Origin of the sequence: Brevibacillus brevis NBRC 100599, assembly GCF_000010165.1 — a bacterium.
GTDB lineage: Bacteria > Bacillota > Bacilli > Brevibacillales > Brevibacillaceae > Brevibacillus > Brevibacillus brevis_D.
On sequence record NC_012491.1, the window covers coordinates 5832427 to 5850276 of the forward strand.

Here is a 17850-nt window from a genome sequence, read left to right on the forward strand (position 1 = left end):
TCCCGAAAGAAATGAATCGGAAAGTTTGCCGCTGTTGCATGTATTATAGAGTCTCTGCCTCAGGCCCATACAAATCCGGGCGCTTCGCGGCTTTTTTCGCCAACTTTTTGATCTTGTGCTGCGTTAGAACGGTATAGAAGGACGGCACAACGATCAAAGTCAAAAGTGTCGAGAATGCCAAGCCAAAAATAATGGTGACCGCAAGTGGTTTGAACAAAACGTCACCTGAAATAGCTAACGGCATCATACCAGCAATCGCTGTAAGCGAGGTCAAAAGAATAGGCCGTAGTCGTGCCTCACATGCAGAAATAACTGCCTGCTTCAGCTCCATGCCTGTATGACGTGCTTCCTCGATGAACTCGATCAACACGATCCCGTTACGCACCACGATGCCCGCCAGCGCAATAATCCCCATCATTGTCATAAAGCCAAGTGGTGTCTGGGTCACGAACAAGCCGATCAAGCTCCCCGAAACAGCGAGATAAATCGTACTTGTAACCAGTACAGGGATCGTCAAGGAATAGAATTGCATCGCGATCAAAATCAAGATCAGGAAAACAACAAGAATCGAGAGTTTGCCCATGTCGATAAAAATATCAGTCTGTTCGGAAGTCTCGCCGCCAATCTCATAGCGGTATCCTTCTGGCAAGGACATACTATCGAGCATCGGCTTGATCTCTGCCATTACGTCTGTCGCCGTTCTCCCTTTCAGATCACTGGTAACTGTCACGCTCCGCGACAAATCGCGATGCGGAATCGTCTGTGTACTGAAAGTCGGTTTTACCTCCGCCAGCTGTGATAACGGGATCAGCTCTCCACGTGCATTGGCGATGCTGAGCCGCTGGAACAGCAATGCAGGGTCTTCCTCGCCTTTTTGCAAGAACAGCTTCATATCGATCAGGTCTGAGCCTGTATCAAACTCGCTGACGGTGATGCCTTCGCTCACCAGACGCAATGTCGTGGACAAGTCTGTATAGTTGACGAGCTTTTGCTCCATCAGCTCTTTGTTCACGACAAATTCCAAGGTGTAGCGTTCTACCCCGAAATCGTCTTGCACATTGTACGTGCCCTCTAATCCGGCAACCTTTTCTTTTGTTTGCGCAGAAAGAGAGCGCAGCGTCTCAATATCCTCTCCGTAAAAACGAATCACGACTGGTTTTCCAACCGGAGGACCTGCCTCCAGCTGCTTCGTCAAGATACTCGCTTCCGGATACAGCTTTTTGAATTCTTCCGTCCACGGCTCCAGCATGTTCTCGAGATGGGTCTCTTTTTCATTATAACGAACCACTAACTGTCCGACGGTAATGCCGCTTCCAGCAGCTGTATCTCCACCGAACATTTTCGGTGCACTGCCTCCCGCGTATGCAGATACCGCCTCGATACCAGGCTGCTTCAACACCCAATCTGCCGTCCCACGCACCACCCGGTCTGTTTCTTCCAGACTGTTGCCCACGGGGAGACGGATATCGATGAGAAACTGCGGGCGATCATCGTTCGGGAACAATTCCACCGGAGTGAGCGGTATCAATCCATATGCAGCCGTTCCGATCAAAACGCCAATCATTCCTGCCAAAAGTGGTCGCTTCAAAATTTTCGGCATGACCTTGCTCGCATACCACTTGGTCAGCTGCAACAATTGTTTTCCCAAAAGTCCAGCGGGCTTGCGATACCCTTCTACGCCAGCCTTTCTACGTTGCTCATACCATTGGCGAAAGATCGGGATGATCGTCAGTGACATGACCATTGACGCCAGCATCGTCATCGAAATAATGACGGGAACCGGACGAATGAACTGCCCGACGTTTCCACTAAGAAACATCAAAGGAGCAAATGACGCAATCGTAGCCAGCGTAGCGGTCGTGATCGAAATCGATACTTCCTTGGCGCCATTAACCGCCGCAGCCATCGGTTTTTCACCCAGGACAGACAGTCTCCGCTCGATATTGTCATTGACCACCACGGCGTCATCGACCAATATCCCGAGCACAATGATCAAGGAAACGATCGAGATCATGTTAAGTGAAATACCCATAGATGGCAGGAACATAAGCCCCACAGCCAAGGAAATCGGAATCGCCATCGCTACTACCAACGATGTGATCAGGTTTAATCCGAGCGCACACACCACCAAAACTGCGACAATGGCAATCATCATTTCCCGAGTCAGGTCGCCAAAAAGCTCATCCACACGTTCATTCTGACTATAAATCGAGTGTCTCTCGGCCCCTGCCGGAAGTGTTTTATCCAGAGTCACCATCATCTCGTCTACACGCTTCTGCAAGGACGGTACATCGCTTCCCGTCTCTGCATTAACACTGATCGTGATCGAAGGCTTCCCATTGAAATACGAAGTTGTTTTCACCGTCTCCGTCGACATTTTGACCGATCCGATGTCCTTTAGATAGATCGGGAAGCCCTCTTTTGAACGGGAGATAATGACTTTGTTCAGTTCTTCGACATCTGTATTTTCCGCCAGCTTGAGCTGGTAGGTCCGTTTTTCTGTGGTCAGGTCGCCAAGCGGGATTTTTTCATTTTCCTTTTTGACAGCCATCATCACCTGACTCCACGTGATCCCGTATTGGCTAAGCTTTTGCGTATCAACCTCGATGTGGACTTCCTGCTCCGGTAGACCTTCCACCAGTACATCCGCTACGTTTGGAATGGTGCGCAGCTGTTCCTTCCACGATTTCAGCATGGTACGCATGCTGTACAATTCCTCACGCGAGTCAGCGGTGACCGCAAACGATTGGACAAACGTACGGTTCAAATCATCATTGATGATCGGTTGTTTCGCATCTGCTGGCAAATCAGCCTCTGCGTCCTTTACCTTCTTCCGCAATTCATCCCATTTTTGCTTCGGGTCTACGTCACTCTTTGCTTCCACCATGATAAAAGAGACGCCGAGGGAAGATGAGGATGATATATAGTTAAGTCCTTGCAATTCGTTGATTTTTTCTTCCAGCTTTTTCGTAACAGCCTGCTCGACCTTTTCCGGCGAAGCTCCCGGATAAACCGTCGTGATCGTCGCCATGTTTACGATAATATCCGGCATCTCTTGCTTAGGCAGTTGAAAAAAGCTGAGGGAGCCTACAAGTACAATCATGCTGAAAAACAGGAGCGTAATTTTGCGCTTTTGTACGATGTACTTGATCACGGCTGTGTACCTCCTGCCGCCTCGATTGGGTCACCGTCAAACAAACGGTCCACCCCTTTGACGATCAGTTGGTCTCCTTCTTTTAATCCGCTCTTGATCTCGAGCTTGTCACTTACAATCTGCCCGATGGCTACGCTTGTTTTGACAGCTTTCCCGCCTGCATTGACGAAGACATGCGCGTCATCTTTGCCTCTACTGATGACTGCTTCTACCGGTACGTAGACACCTTCCTGCCCCGTTACCGTTTTGGTCGCTTTCACCACCTGACCAGCAAACCAGTCACGAGCTTGGTTGGCGATTTGAACCTCTACGCCAATCGTTCCGGTATTTTGGTTCGTGGCGGGAAATATTTTGGTCACTTTGCCATCCCGTTTTTGACCATACAGGTCTAAGGAGATCGCCTCGCCTACTTTCCATGCAGAAATCTCACGGTCAGGAACGGGCAATACGACTTTTAATGTATCGATGTTGCCGACTTGATAGACAGGGGTACCTGAACCGACCAAGTTGCCCGCAGACGAGAGCTTAGCGATGATCGTCCCGTTAATCGGCGAACGAAGCTGCGTTTTGGCAAGTGTATTGGCTGCCACTTCTTTGGCGATAACCGTCTGATTGTAGACAGCCTGTGTCAACTGTTTGTCTTCCGAACGAGCTCCTTGAGTAATCAGGGAATAAGACTGCTGTGCGTTTTGCAAATCCTTTTGCGCAATCGTCAGTCCATTTTGTGCACTTTCATACTCGCTTTTGGAAATGGCGTTTTGCTGGTAGAGCTTTTCAATCCGATTGAAATCATCCTGCATTTTTTGCAGTCCTACTGTTGCCTTCTCCACAAGCAAACGCGCCTGCGTCACTTCTTGCTCTCTCGCGCCATTGTTTACCTTGCTAAGATTTGCTTCACTCTGCTGCACGGCAGCGCTGGACGAAGCAACCTGGAGCGAGTAATCTGTAGCATTCACTCGGGCAAGCACATCGCCCGCTTTGACCGTGTCTCCTTCTTTTCGGTTCATCTCCACAATACGACCGCCTACTTCAAAAGAAACGAGTGCTTCCTCCAAAGGAGCCAGCGTACCAGACAACTCCGTGACGGTAACAGCCTGCTCCTTCTTTACTGGTGCAACGACGACATGCTTCAACTCCTTCTGAGGTGCCGAAGCAGGCTGTTGCTCGCTGCAAGCCGTCGTTGCCAATAGTCCGATCATCATTACAGATACAAGCCATCTTCTCTTCATGACTTCCTCCGCCCCTATGTAGCTATGCTGTTTATTTGAGTCCTCTGATGCCTTGTAGCAAGATTTCAGAAGCATTTTCAAAAAGCTCTTCTTCTACCATTTCGAGATCGAGATTAACCCGATACTTCGCCATGAAGGCATAGAAGAAAGTGGAGACGAACATAAGAGCTGCCGTGAACGGAACAGCCTTTGGCAAATGACCTTGCTCCTGAAACACTAGGAGCTTGTTGGACAATACCTCGACTGCGGTCATCGGCAGGCTGCTGAACATCTGCACGACTTCTGGGTGATTATCCGCTTCAATCATGCAGATCATGAAAATTTCTTTGCGCTCGACTAATAAGCCGTAATACGTACGTGCGTAGCTAACCAGCATTTCCTTGAGATCAGCAAACTCGCCTTGCAACCCTTGCTCCAGCTGCTCTCGGACATCCATGATTTCTTTCAGGAGTTCAGTCAGGATGCCTACCTTGTTCTTGAAGTGACGAAATACCGTCACCTCATTCACCCCAGCAAGCTCAGAAATCTTGCGTGTAGTCGCTCCCTTGTATCCCTTTTGTGCCATTAGCTGACGTGCGGCCGATAAAATTCGCTCACGGGTTTCCTGTTCCTCTTCGCCTCTCCCCCCCAGCTTCTGTTCTATATCTGGGTGATCCATGACGCACCTCCGTACCAAGCAAGCAATTACTTGCATTTTCATTTTTTTCCAAACTCATTATATAAAGAGACTGCATGCATGTAAATACTTGCATGCAGTTTGAAATGTTAATTTTTCCTTGTCACCCTTATCGTTGTGTCAGCGTCTTAACCTGGGAGCTTTGGTCTTGCTTGCATTCTGTGCTGTATTCAACCAGGTCAATTTCGCAGTCTGGCCCAATCTCGACCTTGTTGCCGCGAACGACCTTGGCCTTTGTGTTTTCCAGGTAGATTTCGTCTCCTTCAATCGTCTCTACAGTCAAGGTATTATTGAGAAAATGCTTCAACAGCTTGCCCAAAGTGCTATTGCCTGTTCGGCGCACCTCGATGTACTCTCCGCCTATTTCTTTTGCCTCGCAGCTACCATGCAGTATGACCTCGATTCGCCCCGCATTCAGCAGTCCTCCGATACTAAACGCACCGTTTGCCCGGAACACTTCTGCTTCGCAATCCCCTGCGGTTTTCAATGATCCGTGAACCTTTACATCCTCTCCTGCCATATTGCCCTGTACCTTGACATTGCCACCGACTTTTAGACTCGTAAAGTTCAAATCGTCCGCAACATCAAGCTGACCGTATACAGACAATGTATCCATCTTCACTTTGCCTTTTATCGATGCGTTGCCTTCTACTCTTGCCGAAGAGCCAATGAGATCTCCCGTGATACTGACATGTCCCGCACAATGAAGCGACTCGCACTCTACGTCGCCATTAATCTTGCCGTAACCTTGCACATCTACTTTGTTGTATACACCACCCGTAGCATTCACTGCCCCATGAAAGATCAAATCTAGCTTGTTCTTATTCTCGTTCTGCATGGTATGGTCTCCCCCTATAAATATTTTCCTTTTAATTCTTCGATGCAATTGGCTAGATCGAGCCGCTTCACTACCTTTACACCGCTATCAAAATACATTTCGGTAGAGCTAGACACCAACACGAACGTGGAAATCCCCATCTTGCGCATAAAGATCAGCTCACAAGGCTTCCCTTCGAATTTGGGATAGTGGCTAGCCAGTACCTGCAACAATCCGCCGCCTTCATCTACACTCAAGTCTCCTGCGGCCAAAAGCTTTTCTAACACATAGGCGTATAATGCCTGCTGGAAGGTAAAGGTCCGTAAGCTCCCGAGAAAAACGTTAAACACTTCTAGAGAAGTAGTCGAAACAATGTTTCGTGCCAATAATTCCTCTGCTGTCAACGAGGTTCCACTCATACTTGGTGAAAACATGTCCGCCAATTCATCCAGCGACAGGTCGTCTTTCATGTTCAGGATCTTGTCGATTCGAGCCAAAATCTGTTCCCGTGGGAAAAAGGTTTCTTGCCCTGTAAAAGTGGCTCGACGAATGAACCATTCCTCTGGAATCAAGTTCTTTCGTTTCCAACGGTACAATTGTCCGTACGAAATGCCGGTAAGCTCCAGCAGGTCCTTCTTCGAGATTACATTTGCGTCCAAGTGAAGCACCTCCGAAAACAATGTAACATAACACTGTTACGTTATTCAACTGCAGATTGTTTGACACTCGATTGATTGTCACAAAATCCCATCAGCTGGATCAAATAAATGATTTGAATGCAGAAAGGAAAAAGGACATATGAAAAAACAAGCACTAGCTGTGACAAGTATGATTGCCTTGCTGTTATCCGTAGCATCTCCGTTTACAAACACACAGACACCAGCATACGCAGCTGGTCAGGCGCCAGCAGTAAAGCCAGAAATGATGACCCTCGCCCAGCTTGACAAAAATGTCGTAGAGACGGCTAGACAAGCGATGCAAAAGCAGGCGGGCGATGTGCCGATCGAACTGGACGAGATCAGGGGAGAAACGGCAAATTCCTGGGTGATTACGGCAAAAAACAACAGAGGTGAGGTGCTCGTTACCAAGCAGGAGGGAAAGGTTGTATCTGTAAACGTAAAATTAAAACTTAGCGAAGTGGCAGCTGATTTGCAGAATACTGTTACGAGCACGTTAAAAGGAATGGATAATCAGCATGCCTTTACGATTGATAGGGTAGAACGGATCAACTGGGAAAAACAAAACATTTGGCTGTTCAAAGGGCAACATGCATCGGTCAGCATTGACGCTGCAACCGGGAAGGTCAATGCTGCGAAATTGCATTATACAAACGAGCAAATAAACCCCAAAGTGATCGATACAGCCCAAAAGGCGCTGAAGTCTCTTTCCAACGATAAAGCATCGGCGCTGCTCCCTGAGGTAACACTGGTGAAAGAATCGAAAGAACGCTTGGATCAAGTATGGGCTTTCATGGATACCGAAGGGAAATACAGTATCGTCATAGGGGAGAAAACAGGGAAAGTGGTGGCAGCTACCCTGATCAGCGAGTTCATAAATGAGAACTATACCGCAGACGAAGATATTCCCAAGGTGTTTGCCAAACCATTCTTTACAAAAGAAAAGGCGATTGCTGCTGCCAACCCGATGATGAAAAAGGTTTTTAACCTCGATCTGACCGGATACAATGTTTCGTCCAAATATAACGTATATACGTTTACGAAAAAGGGGAAACCGACTGTTACGGCATCGATCAACCACAAAGGAGTCTTCCATGATTTCGTCGTTTCGCCTGAAAACGGCTTGATCAACTAGGGCACAATCCACCTTTACCAAATACACCAATGAAACCACCTTTCTATTAAAGGTGGTTTCAGCTTCTTGGCCGTTCTTATCTAAACTCTGCTTGCATCAAGCGTTTCATATCCGATGGTATCGGTGCCTCGACTACAATCTCTTTTTCGAGAAGCGGATGTAAAAAGGATAATTTCGAAGCATGCAGAGCCTGTCGGCGTAACAAGCCTCTCGCTCCCCCGTACATCGTATCACCAGCAAGCGGGTGTCCAATGTGGGCAAAGTGAACGCGAATTTGATGGGTACGACCCGTTTCCAGCCAGACGCGAGCGAGCGTCATTTCCTCAGAGGTCTGTTGTACCTCGTAATGCGTGATGGCAGGATCGCCACTCTCCACGACACGGCGTTTCGTCGGATGACGCGCATCTCGGCCGATTGGCGCATCGATCGTTCCCGCTCCCTCTGACAACACGCCACTGGCAACCGCAAGATACTCGCGATGAATGCCTCCTTCGCGCAGCAGCCTGTCAGCCAATTGATGACCATAGCTGCTTTTGGCTACGAGAATAGCTCCTGATGTATCTTTATCTAGCCGATGCACAGGATGTACGCTCGTCTGCTCACCACGTGCCGCCAGTACGGCAGCGAGTGCATGTACCAATGTGTCGGTCTCCTGTTTAATCGGGTGCACCATCATACCTGCCGGTTTGTTTGCAATTAAGAGATGATCGTCTTCGTACAAAATGTCGATGGACGGCATTGGTGTGTTCGGCCCCTCGGGCTTCGTATCATGCTGGGGCTGCCTAGGCACTTGCTCTTGTCTCTCAATGACACGAACAGCGATTGTATCTCCTGCTTTTACTTGTCTTTGCAGGAATGGCTGCTTGCGATTGAGCAAAATTCCTTTGCTTCTCGTCAGCCGCTGCATCATACGACCCGACACGTTGAGCTTTTGCCGGACGATTTGTTCCACGTTCATTCCCGTGTCTTGTTCACTGACGGTGTATTCGATCCAATCTTTGCGGCTCACGTCTAATCCCTCTGTTCCATGCTTTTTTCTTATTGTAACAAAAGGATGCCTGAGATGCTCGTTTGTAGTCGTCCAACGTTTGTGGTTGGGGAAGCCCTGCCACATGTCTTCCAGTCGCCTGTATCCTCTCTTCGTTCGGGCGGTCTCCTTCCAGACATGTGACAGTGCTTGCGGACTGCTTGTGATTACTTCGTGCTTTTAGAGCGGTTTGGTTGTTATTCGACGAGGTTTAAATGATAAAAAACAGAACTTTCGAGAAGTAGGCAAAAGCCCCGTAGGAAGAAGCGCATTTCCAGTCCAAGCGCCTCTGGAGCCCAACCCAGCTCCGGAATAAATGGCGGGGGTTTTCAGCTTCATTTATGAAACCCTTCCTCGAAACTTCTACGTTTGAAGCGCTCCCGCCAATTATTCCGGAGCGAACAGTCAATCCCCCTTGCGGGGCGTAGGCCGAAGCGTAGACTGGAAATGCGCTTCTTCCCTCACCGATAGCTACGTTTAAAAAACAAAAAAGCCACCATGTTCAGCATGATGGCTCCGTTGTACCAATTACCCTTTTAAGTTTTCCGGATTGAGTCCTTGCAGCTCCGGCAAAACGAACAAACCGTCTTTGCGAATCATCACATCATCAAACCAGATTTCTCCGCCGCCGTACTCAGGACGCTGGATATTTACCATATCCCAGTGGATTTGGCTGCGGTTGCCGTTATCTGCGTTGTCGTATGCACGGCCTGGTGTGAAGTGGAAGCTGCCGGCAATTTTCTCATCGAACAAGATATCATTCATTGGGTGCAGGATGTACGGGTGTACGCCAATCGCGAATTCCCCAATGAAGCGCGCTCCTTCGTCTGTATCGAAAATTTCGTTGAGTCTCTTGGTATTGTTAGAAGTCGCCTCGACAATTTTTCCGTCCACAAACTTCAGACACACGTTTTCAAATTTCGTGCCCATGTAGCTTGTTGCTGTGTTGTACGTAATGGTTCCATTCACGGAATCACGCACAGGAGCTGTAAAAATCTCACCGTCTGGAATATTGCGCAGCCCTGAGCAGATGACACTCGGAATGTCCTTGATCGAGAATTGAAGATCCGTCCCTGGTCCCACGAGACGCACTTTGTCTGTACGATCCATCAATTGCTGCAAAGGCAAAAAGGCTTCGTGCATCTTTTTATAGTCAACAGAGCATACGTCAAAATAGAAGTCTTCAAAAGCAACAGTAGACATGTTGGCATTTTGCGCCAAGCCCGTAGTCGGGTAGTTGAGCAGTGTCCAGCGTACATTGTTGGTCAGGTAGTCATGCAATTCTTGCATCACACTCTGATGCGCACGACGACGCTCTACGGGAACATCGGCCATCTCACTGTCGTTGGACGGACCATTAATGACGATATATGTATCCAAATCTTTGTACATTGGCTCTTCCCATTTCGCCAAATGAGTCGCACGCTCTGCACTTGCACCGAGCATCAGCTCACGTTGGATAGACGGGTCAATAATCCGTACGAACGGATAGGCACCCAAGTCGTATGCCTGCTTAACCAATTCTTTCGCCAAGGCGTGACCCTCGCCACGAACTTCAATCAACAAGCTTTCTTTTTCCTTCAGGCGTACAGAATGGCTCAGCAAATTTGTAGCCAACTTGACGATGCGTGTATCCAGCATGCGATATCCCCCACATTCCTAGCATGATTTGATTAGTGTTAAAAAATATTTTACCGAATGGAAGCCCCTTTTTCAATTATCGATGTTCTTGGTACTATTCGAAAAAAACCAAAAAATTATCTTGCATAAATTCGACTCTTTCGAGTATTCTAATCAACAAGAGTTTACCTATGTAAAAAATTTGAAAGACGGGAGTGCTGAGTTCATGGTGTGTTCTGTAGTTATCTTCGCTTAGGTGGGGCCTCTCTTAAGGGGCACTGCCTCTTACAACCCTATCAAAAGCTAGAAGCTGCAGGATGCCTGAACCGCTTCCGTCTTTTTCCCGATATGAATTGCGGGCCATGTTCTTGGGTGAACAGTCGGTTTACTGTACCTAAAATTAAAGGTATATAACCGTCTCTCTTTTGTCCCCCTTTGAACTGGTTATTTCCCGCCACCCTTGTATCGTTTGATAAAGCGCAAGCGGAAGAGCATTGTCTCTACCCCGTTTGTGCTTTTTTACGTGGAATTTTTCCAAGAAGAGAATCGAGGTCAAGGCACCTGCCGAAATGAATGGAGGAATTCGTGTCATGATTTGGCGTTCGTGGGATCTTAACTTGAAGGTACGTCTCTTTGGTGAATTGATTACGCACACCTTCTTTTGGATGTACTTTCCGTTTATGGCGATTTATTTTAGTGATACGTTTGGAAAGGATGTAGCGGGTCTTCTCTTGATGGTACCACCGCTGCTCGGGATGCTGTCCAACCTGTTTGGCGGATATTTGGCTGACCGGGTAGGGCGCAGATTCACCATGCTGCTCTCGCTCTGTACATCGACGGTGATGTTCGCATTGTTTGCGTTCTCACCGTCTCCCTGGATCGACTACATTGCCTTCATCGGGATCGGGATCGCTGGGGCTCTCTACTGGCCTGCCAGCTCCGCCATGGTGGCTGATTTGACCACAGAAGACGATCGCAGAATTGTATTTGCCACCTTTTACACAGCGATGAACATCGGGGTGGTCGCTGGTCCCGTATTGGGTTCTGTCTTTTTTGTCCATTATCGCCCGCAGCTGTTGATGTTCTGTACCCTCGTTGAACTGCTTTTTGCGATTACCGTCTTTTTCCTGATCAAAGAAACGCTGCCTGAACACGTCCGTCAGGAGAAGGCAAAGGAGCGTTTTTCCCTGATTCAGCAATTCCAGAGTTACGCCATTATTTTCCGAGACAAAGCTTTTGCCCTGTACATTGGCGCAGGGATTTTGATCGCCATTGGATTCATGCAATTGGATATTTACATGGCGTTGTATGTGAAAGAGCATGTCATGCAACAAGCATTATTTTCTTGGGGCAATTGGACTTATTCTGTCGGGGGAACCAGCGCATTCGGCTGGCTCATGGCCTTAAATGGTTTTTTGGTGGTTCTGTTTACACTGCCAGTTACACGCTGGTTCGAAAATTGGAGTGATCGCAACAGCCTCGTCATCTCCTCCATCTTATTCGGTGTCGGTCTGTTCTTGATGGCCTTTACGACGAATATTTGGCTCCTGTTCGGCTGTATGGCGATTTTGACATTCGGCGAGCTGATGCGTACACCAGTCGCCCAGAGCTTTATCAGTAAATACTCGCCTGAGGATGCACGTGGTCAGTACATGGGAGCTTCTTCGCTCCAGTTCTCGATTGGTCGCTTTATCGCTCCGCTTACGATCGGTCTATCTCAATGGCTCGCTCCTGTTGGCGTATTCAGTGTCGTCCTGGGCTTAACCCTAGTCAGTGCTTATCTGTATATTATTTTGTTCCGCATGATCGGTGCCGAAGAAGCTAGCAAAAGTAGCTAGAGTAGAGCATGTCCGTTCTACCAAATTCCCTCCTCTCATATAAATGAAGCATAGATAGCTTGACCAGGAGGGGATCGTATGAACCAGCCGAATGCCTTTGCTACCTTTAAAGAACACCGAGGAGTCGTCTACCGAACTTCTACCTATCTTCAATGGGGACCGAATTCAGAGGGTCATCATTCTCTTGGGAGCTGTCTCTTACTGAATCCTGGTAGTGCCAAGCTTTTTCGTGAAAGACCTGCATCCAACCATAGCATCATGGGTCAAACCACACTCGATCCCACCATGCGACAATTGATCCGACTGGTGGAGGCGTTTTACGGAAAACGGGCATTGGTAGGCAGATTCCATATTTACAACCTGTTTTCCGTACAAAATGCTGCTGCCGTAAGTGCTATCTCTCATTTTGAACAACTCATCGATGAGAAAGAGACAACGCTCGAGGCTCAGCTCGTATCTACGCAAGAACTGCAAAAGCATCCGTGGCTCCTGATCGGTTGGGGGCTTTCCCATCACCATTCGTGGCAGCATCTTTCTTCCCTCAAGAAACAGTGGAAACAACGGATCGCAGCAGCAGGGATACCGACTTTTGGCAAGCCCTGCCCGAAAGGAATGGATTACTACCATCCGAGTCCCCCTCTACATGCGACGAAGGAAAAGATCGTGGAGGAGCTGGTGGAGATCTATCGGAAAACGATTGGACGAAAGTCTGCCCATCCGCTTTAGACAAAAAAAGAGTCTGTCTTCCCTCCAAACGGGAAACAGACTCTTTTCCATTCACTACGGCATCTCACTACCTTCGAAAAATTCTGTTCTGTCAAAACGGCCGCGCATCCATTTGTACGTATCATCATAGATGGCGCGCTTGACAGGGTCCGTGCTCTTGACAGACTCTAGCAATGTCTTAGAGCCGAAGTAGTAAGCGTGCACGTTGTTTTTATCCATCCCCAGCTTGTGGGTGGCAACTAGCTGATTGTAGTAGGTCTGATAGAACTTCGGATCATTGTACATCTTCCAGTCGCCTTCGATCTCGATGTCCATGTTGTACTTGTTGACGACCTCCAGTACCCCTTGAATACGGTCAATTCCTACCGGCTTGTCGCTGTAATAGCTCGGCTGCAGGAACGCCTTATCGAAATAAAGAGATTTCCACTCGGACACTCCCGGTGAACCGAAATACGGAATCCAGTAGTAGCGCAACGCCTCGTCATGCACCATGCTACCCATGTCACGAATCAATTGGCGCTCTTTCGGTGCGCTATCCTCCACCAGCTCATGGAACCAATAAATTCCTTCCAGCTTCAGATAGGCGTATCCTTCCCTGTTCCAGCGCTTCATGAGCTCCTGGAAGTACCACTCCAGCGCAGCTTTGCGATTCAAATACGCTTGCTCTTCTCCAATTCCCGCAGGGTTGAAGGAGAGAGATGGTTTCTTTTCATCCAACTGACCAAAATTGGTCTGATTGGCATTCGGATACGGCAGTGCCAGCACGACATTTTCCTGTGTCGGTGTCGAATACAGCGTTCCGCGCAGGCGGTTGTACTCCCGCATAGCCTGGTTGAGAGCATCAAGCTGCTTGTTTGAGCCGAACAAATCATTCATGTACTTTGTCCAGCTTTCTTTCGTCGCAGGAATGGTCTGATACGGCAGGAACAGAATCGTGTCAAACATCTGGTCACGCATATAGCCATCTACGGTGCGGTAGCCAACCATCGGGAGGAAATCTTCTTTGGTCCATGTCCCGAGTTCGTTATGCTCCCCGGTATAAGCGAGTAGCATATTTTCCACACGACGACCAGCTTGTTTGGCTTCTTCCAGCTTCGCCGGGTTTGGTGGCGGCAGCAAGACAGCTCCATTGTTCCACTCGCTATCCGGCTTTGCCCATACCTCCAGCTGGCGAGCGAACGTAAATACTTTCACTGGGAAGGATACCCGAACATACCGGGTGTTGACGTCAGGCAAGGTCACGCTCAATGTGCGTGTAACCAGCTTGTCCTCTTTGGCGGAAACATCGTGAACAGCTCTTCCCGCATACGACCAAACTTTCCCGTCGCGAGATACCTCGACTTCCATGTATTCTGGCATCGTAATACCCGAAGTCTTCTGCTGCTTAAACGTTAGCGCAACTCTCTCCAACGGCTTCGCCTCGTCGAGCTCAACGGTCACCTTGCGCCCAAACTGACGGTGGTATCCCGTCCAGTCTTCTGTAGGCGTAACAAGTCCACCTACTGGACCCGGATACTGCTTCTCCAGCTCTTGGAAATACGAGTCTGGGGCTCCAAAAGTAGTCACCGATGTATAACTGCCAGGCGCGATATTGACCAGTTCGTCCTTCTCCGCTGGCTCCTTCGCCTCTTCTTCTACTACCGTCTTGCTTTCATCGACTTCCGTTGCCGAGTCATTGGAGGAAGTCACCGGAGCAGTCTTTAAGGTGTCCTCTGCCTTTTCGACAGCTGGCTCACCAGCGTTCTTGATTTCAACCGGAATTGTCGTCGTGTTGTAGCCGACTGTCACCGTGAGATTTCCTTTTCCCGCCGTAGGACCAGCAACAAAGGTTCCGTCTGCCGAGATGGTTCCCAGCTCAGGACGATCAAAAGCGAAAATAGGTGTAAAAGGCAGCTCATCTCCCCCGATGCTGCTTACCTTCAAGCGTTGGCTCGTGCCAGCAGCCAAGCTCAGCCGCTCTACATCTACTTTGTATTTCACCTGTTCAGCTTGCTGGTAACGTGCATCCAAGACGCGCTCAGCGATCACAGCCGCCTCCGCACGCGTGACGGTTCCTGACGGATTAAACTTGCCGTTTGCACCTTGCATCCAGCGCTGATTCGTCACTTCTTCCACAGCCGTTTTGGCGTAGTCGGCGATATCTTCTTCATCGCTGTATGTAACAGGAGTCTGACCTGCCACTTTGGTCACAGATCCCTCTTTCATCAAGCGAGACAGCATGACAGCCAGCTCTTGTCTTGTAAGCGGGTCTAGAGCACCCATGGTATGTTCACTTCTGCCGTTCATCACACCCAACTCGGAGAGTCCATAAACGTACGGTGCATAAGGATTTTCCAAAGGAACATCTTCAAAAGCGGCTTTCTCAATTTCTGTTGGTTGAAGACCGATTACTTTTGTCAAAAGTACCGCAATGTCTTGTCGAGAAATCGTGTTTTGCGGGTTGAAACGGTTTTCTCCCTGACCACTGATCATATAAAGGGCTGCGAGTCTGTTTACGGCTTTTCTAGCGTAACTGTTGCCCAAATCCGTAAACTCCGTGTGTGCTTCTTCTGGTTTTTTGAACTGATCTTCCAGCTTCTTGGTGTCTACTGCCGGTTTCTTTGGCTCTGTGGCAGCATGAGTCAACGGCGTACTTTGGACCAGTAATGTAGTCGCTGCCAATAAAGCAAACAACATTCTGCTCCCGAATCGTTTCTTGCTCATTACATTTTCTCCTCCAATATGCCCCTTCTGTAGAGGTGGTTCAAAAAGCCATCCTTTGAACACACCCCTTATGTCTACTCGGTTGGGGTAACCATTGGTCCGCGCGGTGGTCTAGGTCCGAAAAACTGATAGTAGTCTACCTTGATATTTCCGTTGTAGAGCTTGCGCTTCTTGCTTGCTGTACGACCAAAATGCTCCTCAAACTGCTCGTCGGACGTAATAACGTAGAATGACCAGGTATCCATGGCAGCAAAGGTTTTCCCCATTTCGCCATACATCTTGGCAACCTGCTTCCATTCTCCCAAGCGCTCTCCATAAGGTGGATTGCAAATCAAGTAGCCGTACTTGCGCTTGGTTCGAACATCCCGTACATCCATTCGCTGAAAATGAATCAGGTCATCTACACCAGCCTCCGTCGCGTTGTAGCGGGCAATTTTCAGGATCTCGTCATCCATATCTGTCCCGATAATCTCCAGCTTTTGATCATAGCGCGCCAAATCATGCGTTTCTGCACGGGCTTCACGCCAAGCTGTTTTCGGAATGATCGGCCACGTCTCGGAAACAAATTCCCGGTTCATCCCCGGAGCGATGTTTTGTCCGATCAACGCCGCCTCAATCGGAATTGTACCCGATCCACAGAATGGGTCCATGAATACCCGATCAGGCTTCCAGCGAGACAGCATAATCATCGCCGCAGCCATGGTTTCTTTTAGTGGCGCTTGTCCGATCAATTCCCGGTAGCCGCGCTTGTGCAGACCCGGTCCTGATGTATCAATCGTGAGCGTCGCCACATCCTTGAGAAGTGCCACCTCGATCTTGTACAGCGGCCCTTGCTCATCGAACCACTCGCGGTTGTAGGTCTTTTTCAGACTTTCTACGACTGCTTTTTTCACGATGGCTTGGCAATCCGGAACACTGAACAAGGTAGATTTGACCGATTTCCCTTCCACAGGAAATGTCCCATCCTCTGTGATCCAATCGGCCCACGGCAGTGCTTTTGTCTTTTCAAACAGCTCGTCAAACGTAGTTGCTTTGAACTCCCCTATCTTTAGACGCACGCGGTCGGCAGTTCGTAACCACAAATTTGTGCGGGGAATCGCAGAAATATCTGCCGTGAACGTTACCTTGCCGTTCTCCACCTGTACGGGTCCGTATCCGAGCGCCTTCACCTCTTCTGCTACTACTGATTCCAAACCAAAAGTCGCCGTAGCGATCAATTCTACTTTTTGCATATGTAATCTCCTGTCCGTCCAATAATCCTTCGGGCCATGCCCTCATCCTACTACCTTACATATTATATTACCCCATTTCCGAATAGCGTTGGTAAACTTGTCTAAATTCAAAAGACCCATCACCGAAAAACAGTGACGGGTACGGCATGCGAATCATCCCTATGGGAAATCCTACAAAAAAAACCTTACGAACGGGAGGGAGTCAGCATGCCAGAATTACCTGAGATGGAGAACTATCGCCGACTGCTACAGGAGAAAATCGGTGGCGGAACGATTACGGCCACACACGTTCAGCGGGAAAAAACGATTAATTTGCCTCCTGCGGAATTTGCTCGTCTTTTGCAAGACAATCGCCTGACGCTCGTCGACCGCCGTGGCAAGCATCTTCTCTTCCATCTGGAAAGTGGTCATGTCCTTCTGCTTCACTTGATGCTCGGCGGCTTTCTATACCTGGGCTCTGCGGAAGATAAGCTAAAGAGAACCGCTCAAGTGACTCTTTCCTTTGGAGAACGCCTTTTATATTTTCACGGCCTCCGTTTAGGCTACCTGCATTTACTCACTAACGTTCAGATCGACGAAAGACTGGCTCCTCTTGGGCCCGAGCCATTGGACCCACTGTTTACCTTTACCCGATTTACGGAGCTGCTCGCTGACAAACGCAGTGTCCTCAAAACAGCGCTAGTCAATCAGCATTGGCTCGCGGGCATCGGCAACTGCTATGCGGACGAAATCTGCTTCCATGCCGCCATCCTGCCTACCCGAACGATCCCGACACTTTCTCTCGAGGAACAAAAACGACTGTATCATTCTATGCAAACCGTGCTTACAGAAGCGATTCGATTCGGCGGTTACATGCAGCCGCTTTTTCAAGGCGATTCCCTGACAGGTGGCTTCGATGAGCGCTGCCAGGTGTACGATCGCGGTGGTGAGCCTTGCCCGCGCTGTGGACAGCCTATCGAAAAGAGTGAGCTCTCCTCCCGCAAGGTATTTGCCTGCGCGAACTGCCAGCATTGACA

At 48.9% G+C, this 17850-nt stretch carries 13 protein-coding genes; 4 read left to right on the plus strand and 9 right to left on the minus strand.

Annotated elements, in window-relative coordinates:
* Positions 1-43: 43 nt before the first annotated feature.
* The 5 genes from BBR47_RS27605 to BBR47_RS27625 form a co-directional block, all read right to left on the minus strand.
* On the minus strand, positions 44-3154 hold the full coding sequence (locus BBR47_RS27605) for an efflux RND transporter permease subunit (RefSeq protein ID WP_015893689.1): 3111 nt from the start codon (positions 3152-3154) through the stop codon (positions 44-46).
* Positions 3151-4383 carry an efflux RND transporter periplasmic adaptor subunit gene (locus BBR47_RS27610; protein WP_015893690.1) on the minus strand — a complete coding sequence of 411 codons (1233 nt, stop codon included), beginning with the start codon at positions 4381-4383 and terminating at the stop codon, positions 3151-3153. Before BBR47_RS27610 ends, BBR47_RS27605 begins: the two co-directional genes overlap by 4 nt.
* 31 nt (positions 4384-4414) lie before the next feature.
* Entirely contained in the window at positions 4415-5041 is a 627-nt protein-coding gene (locus BBR47_RS27615) for a TetR/AcrR family transcriptional regulator (protein ID WP_015893691.1), read from the minus strand.
* A 127-nt stretch (positions 5042-5168) separates the two neighbouring features.
* Complete coding sequence (locus BBR47_RS27620) at positions 5169-5897, minus strand: cell shape determination protein CcmA (protein ID WP_015893692.1); 729 nt, start codon at positions 5895-5897, stop codon at positions 5169-5171.
* Between the two features lie 14 nt (positions 5898-5911).
* Entirely contained in the window at positions 5912-6535 is a 624-nt protein-coding gene (locus tag BBR47_RS27625) for a YhbD family protein (protein WP_041749700.1), read from the minus strand.
* Between the two features lie 139 nt (positions 6536-6674).
* On the opposite strand from BBR47_RS27625, the gene BBR47_RS27630 reads away from it, so the two are divergent.
* On the plus strand, positions 6675-7688 hold the full coding sequence (locus BBR47_RS27630) for a hypothetical protein (protein WP_015893694.1): 1014 nt from the start codon (positions 6675-6677) through the stop codon (positions 7686-7688).
* Positions 7689-7764: 76 nt separating this feature from the next.
* Here the strand turns inward: BBR47_RS27630 and BBR47_RS27635 are convergent, their stop codons facing one another.
* Together BBR47_RS27635 and BBR47_RS27640 are read right to left on the minus strand one after the other, a co-directional pair.
* Positions 7765-8697, minus strand: coding sequence for an RluA family pseudouridine synthase (locus BBR47_RS27635; RefSeq protein ID WP_015893695.1), 933 nt, complete (start codon positions 8695-8697; stop codon positions 7765-7767).
* 546 nt (positions 8698-9243) lie between these two features.
* The gene (locus tag BBR47_RS27640; RefSeq protein ID WP_015893696.1) at positions 9244-10356 is read right to left on the minus strand and encodes an aminopeptidase; all 1113 of its coding nucleotides are present in this window, start codon (positions 10354-10356) and stop codon (positions 9244-9246) included.
* Positions 10357-10925: 569 nt separating this feature from the next.
* Here BBR47_RS27640 and BBR47_RS27645 point away from each other — a divergent pair.
* The gene (locus BBR47_RS27645; RefSeq protein ID WP_015893697.1) at positions 10926-12173 is read left to right on the plus strand and encodes an MDR family MFS transporter; all 1248 of its coding nucleotides are present in this window, start codon (positions 10926-10928) and stop codon (positions 12171-12173) included.
* Positions 12174-12251: 78 nt separating this feature from the next.
* Positions 12252-12899 carry a hypothetical protein gene (locus BBR47_RS27650; RefSeq protein WP_015893698.1) on the plus strand — a complete coding sequence of 216 codons (648 nt, stop codon included), beginning with the start codon at positions 12252-12254 and terminating at the stop codon, positions 12897-12899.
* A gap of 54 nt (positions 12900-12953) precedes the next feature.
* Here the strand turns inward: BBR47_RS27650 and BBR47_RS27655 are convergent, their stop codons facing one another.
* The gene (locus BBR47_RS27655) at positions 12954-15602 is read right to left on the minus strand and encodes a DUF4855 domain-containing protein (RefSeq protein WP_015893699.1); all 2649 of its coding nucleotides are present in this window, start codon (positions 15600-15602) and stop codon (positions 12954-12956) included.
* Positions 15603-15676: 74 nt separating this feature from the next.
* A complete protein-coding gene (locus tag BBR47_RS27660; RefSeq protein WP_015893700.1) occupies positions 15677-16834 on the minus strand; it encodes a THUMP domain-containing class I SAM-dependent RNA methyltransferase in 1158 nt (385 codons plus the stop codon).
* 207 nt (positions 16835-17041) lie between these two features.
* Between BBR47_RS27660 and BBR47_RS27665 the strand changes: the two genes are divergently transcribed.
* Positions 17042-17848 carry an Fpg/Nei family DNA glycosylase gene (locus BBR47_RS27665; protein WP_015893701.1) on the plus strand — a complete coding sequence of 269 codons (807 nt, stop codon included), beginning with the start codon at positions 17042-17044 and terminating at the stop codon, positions 17846-17848.
* Positions 17849-17850 lie beyond the last annotated feature (2 nt).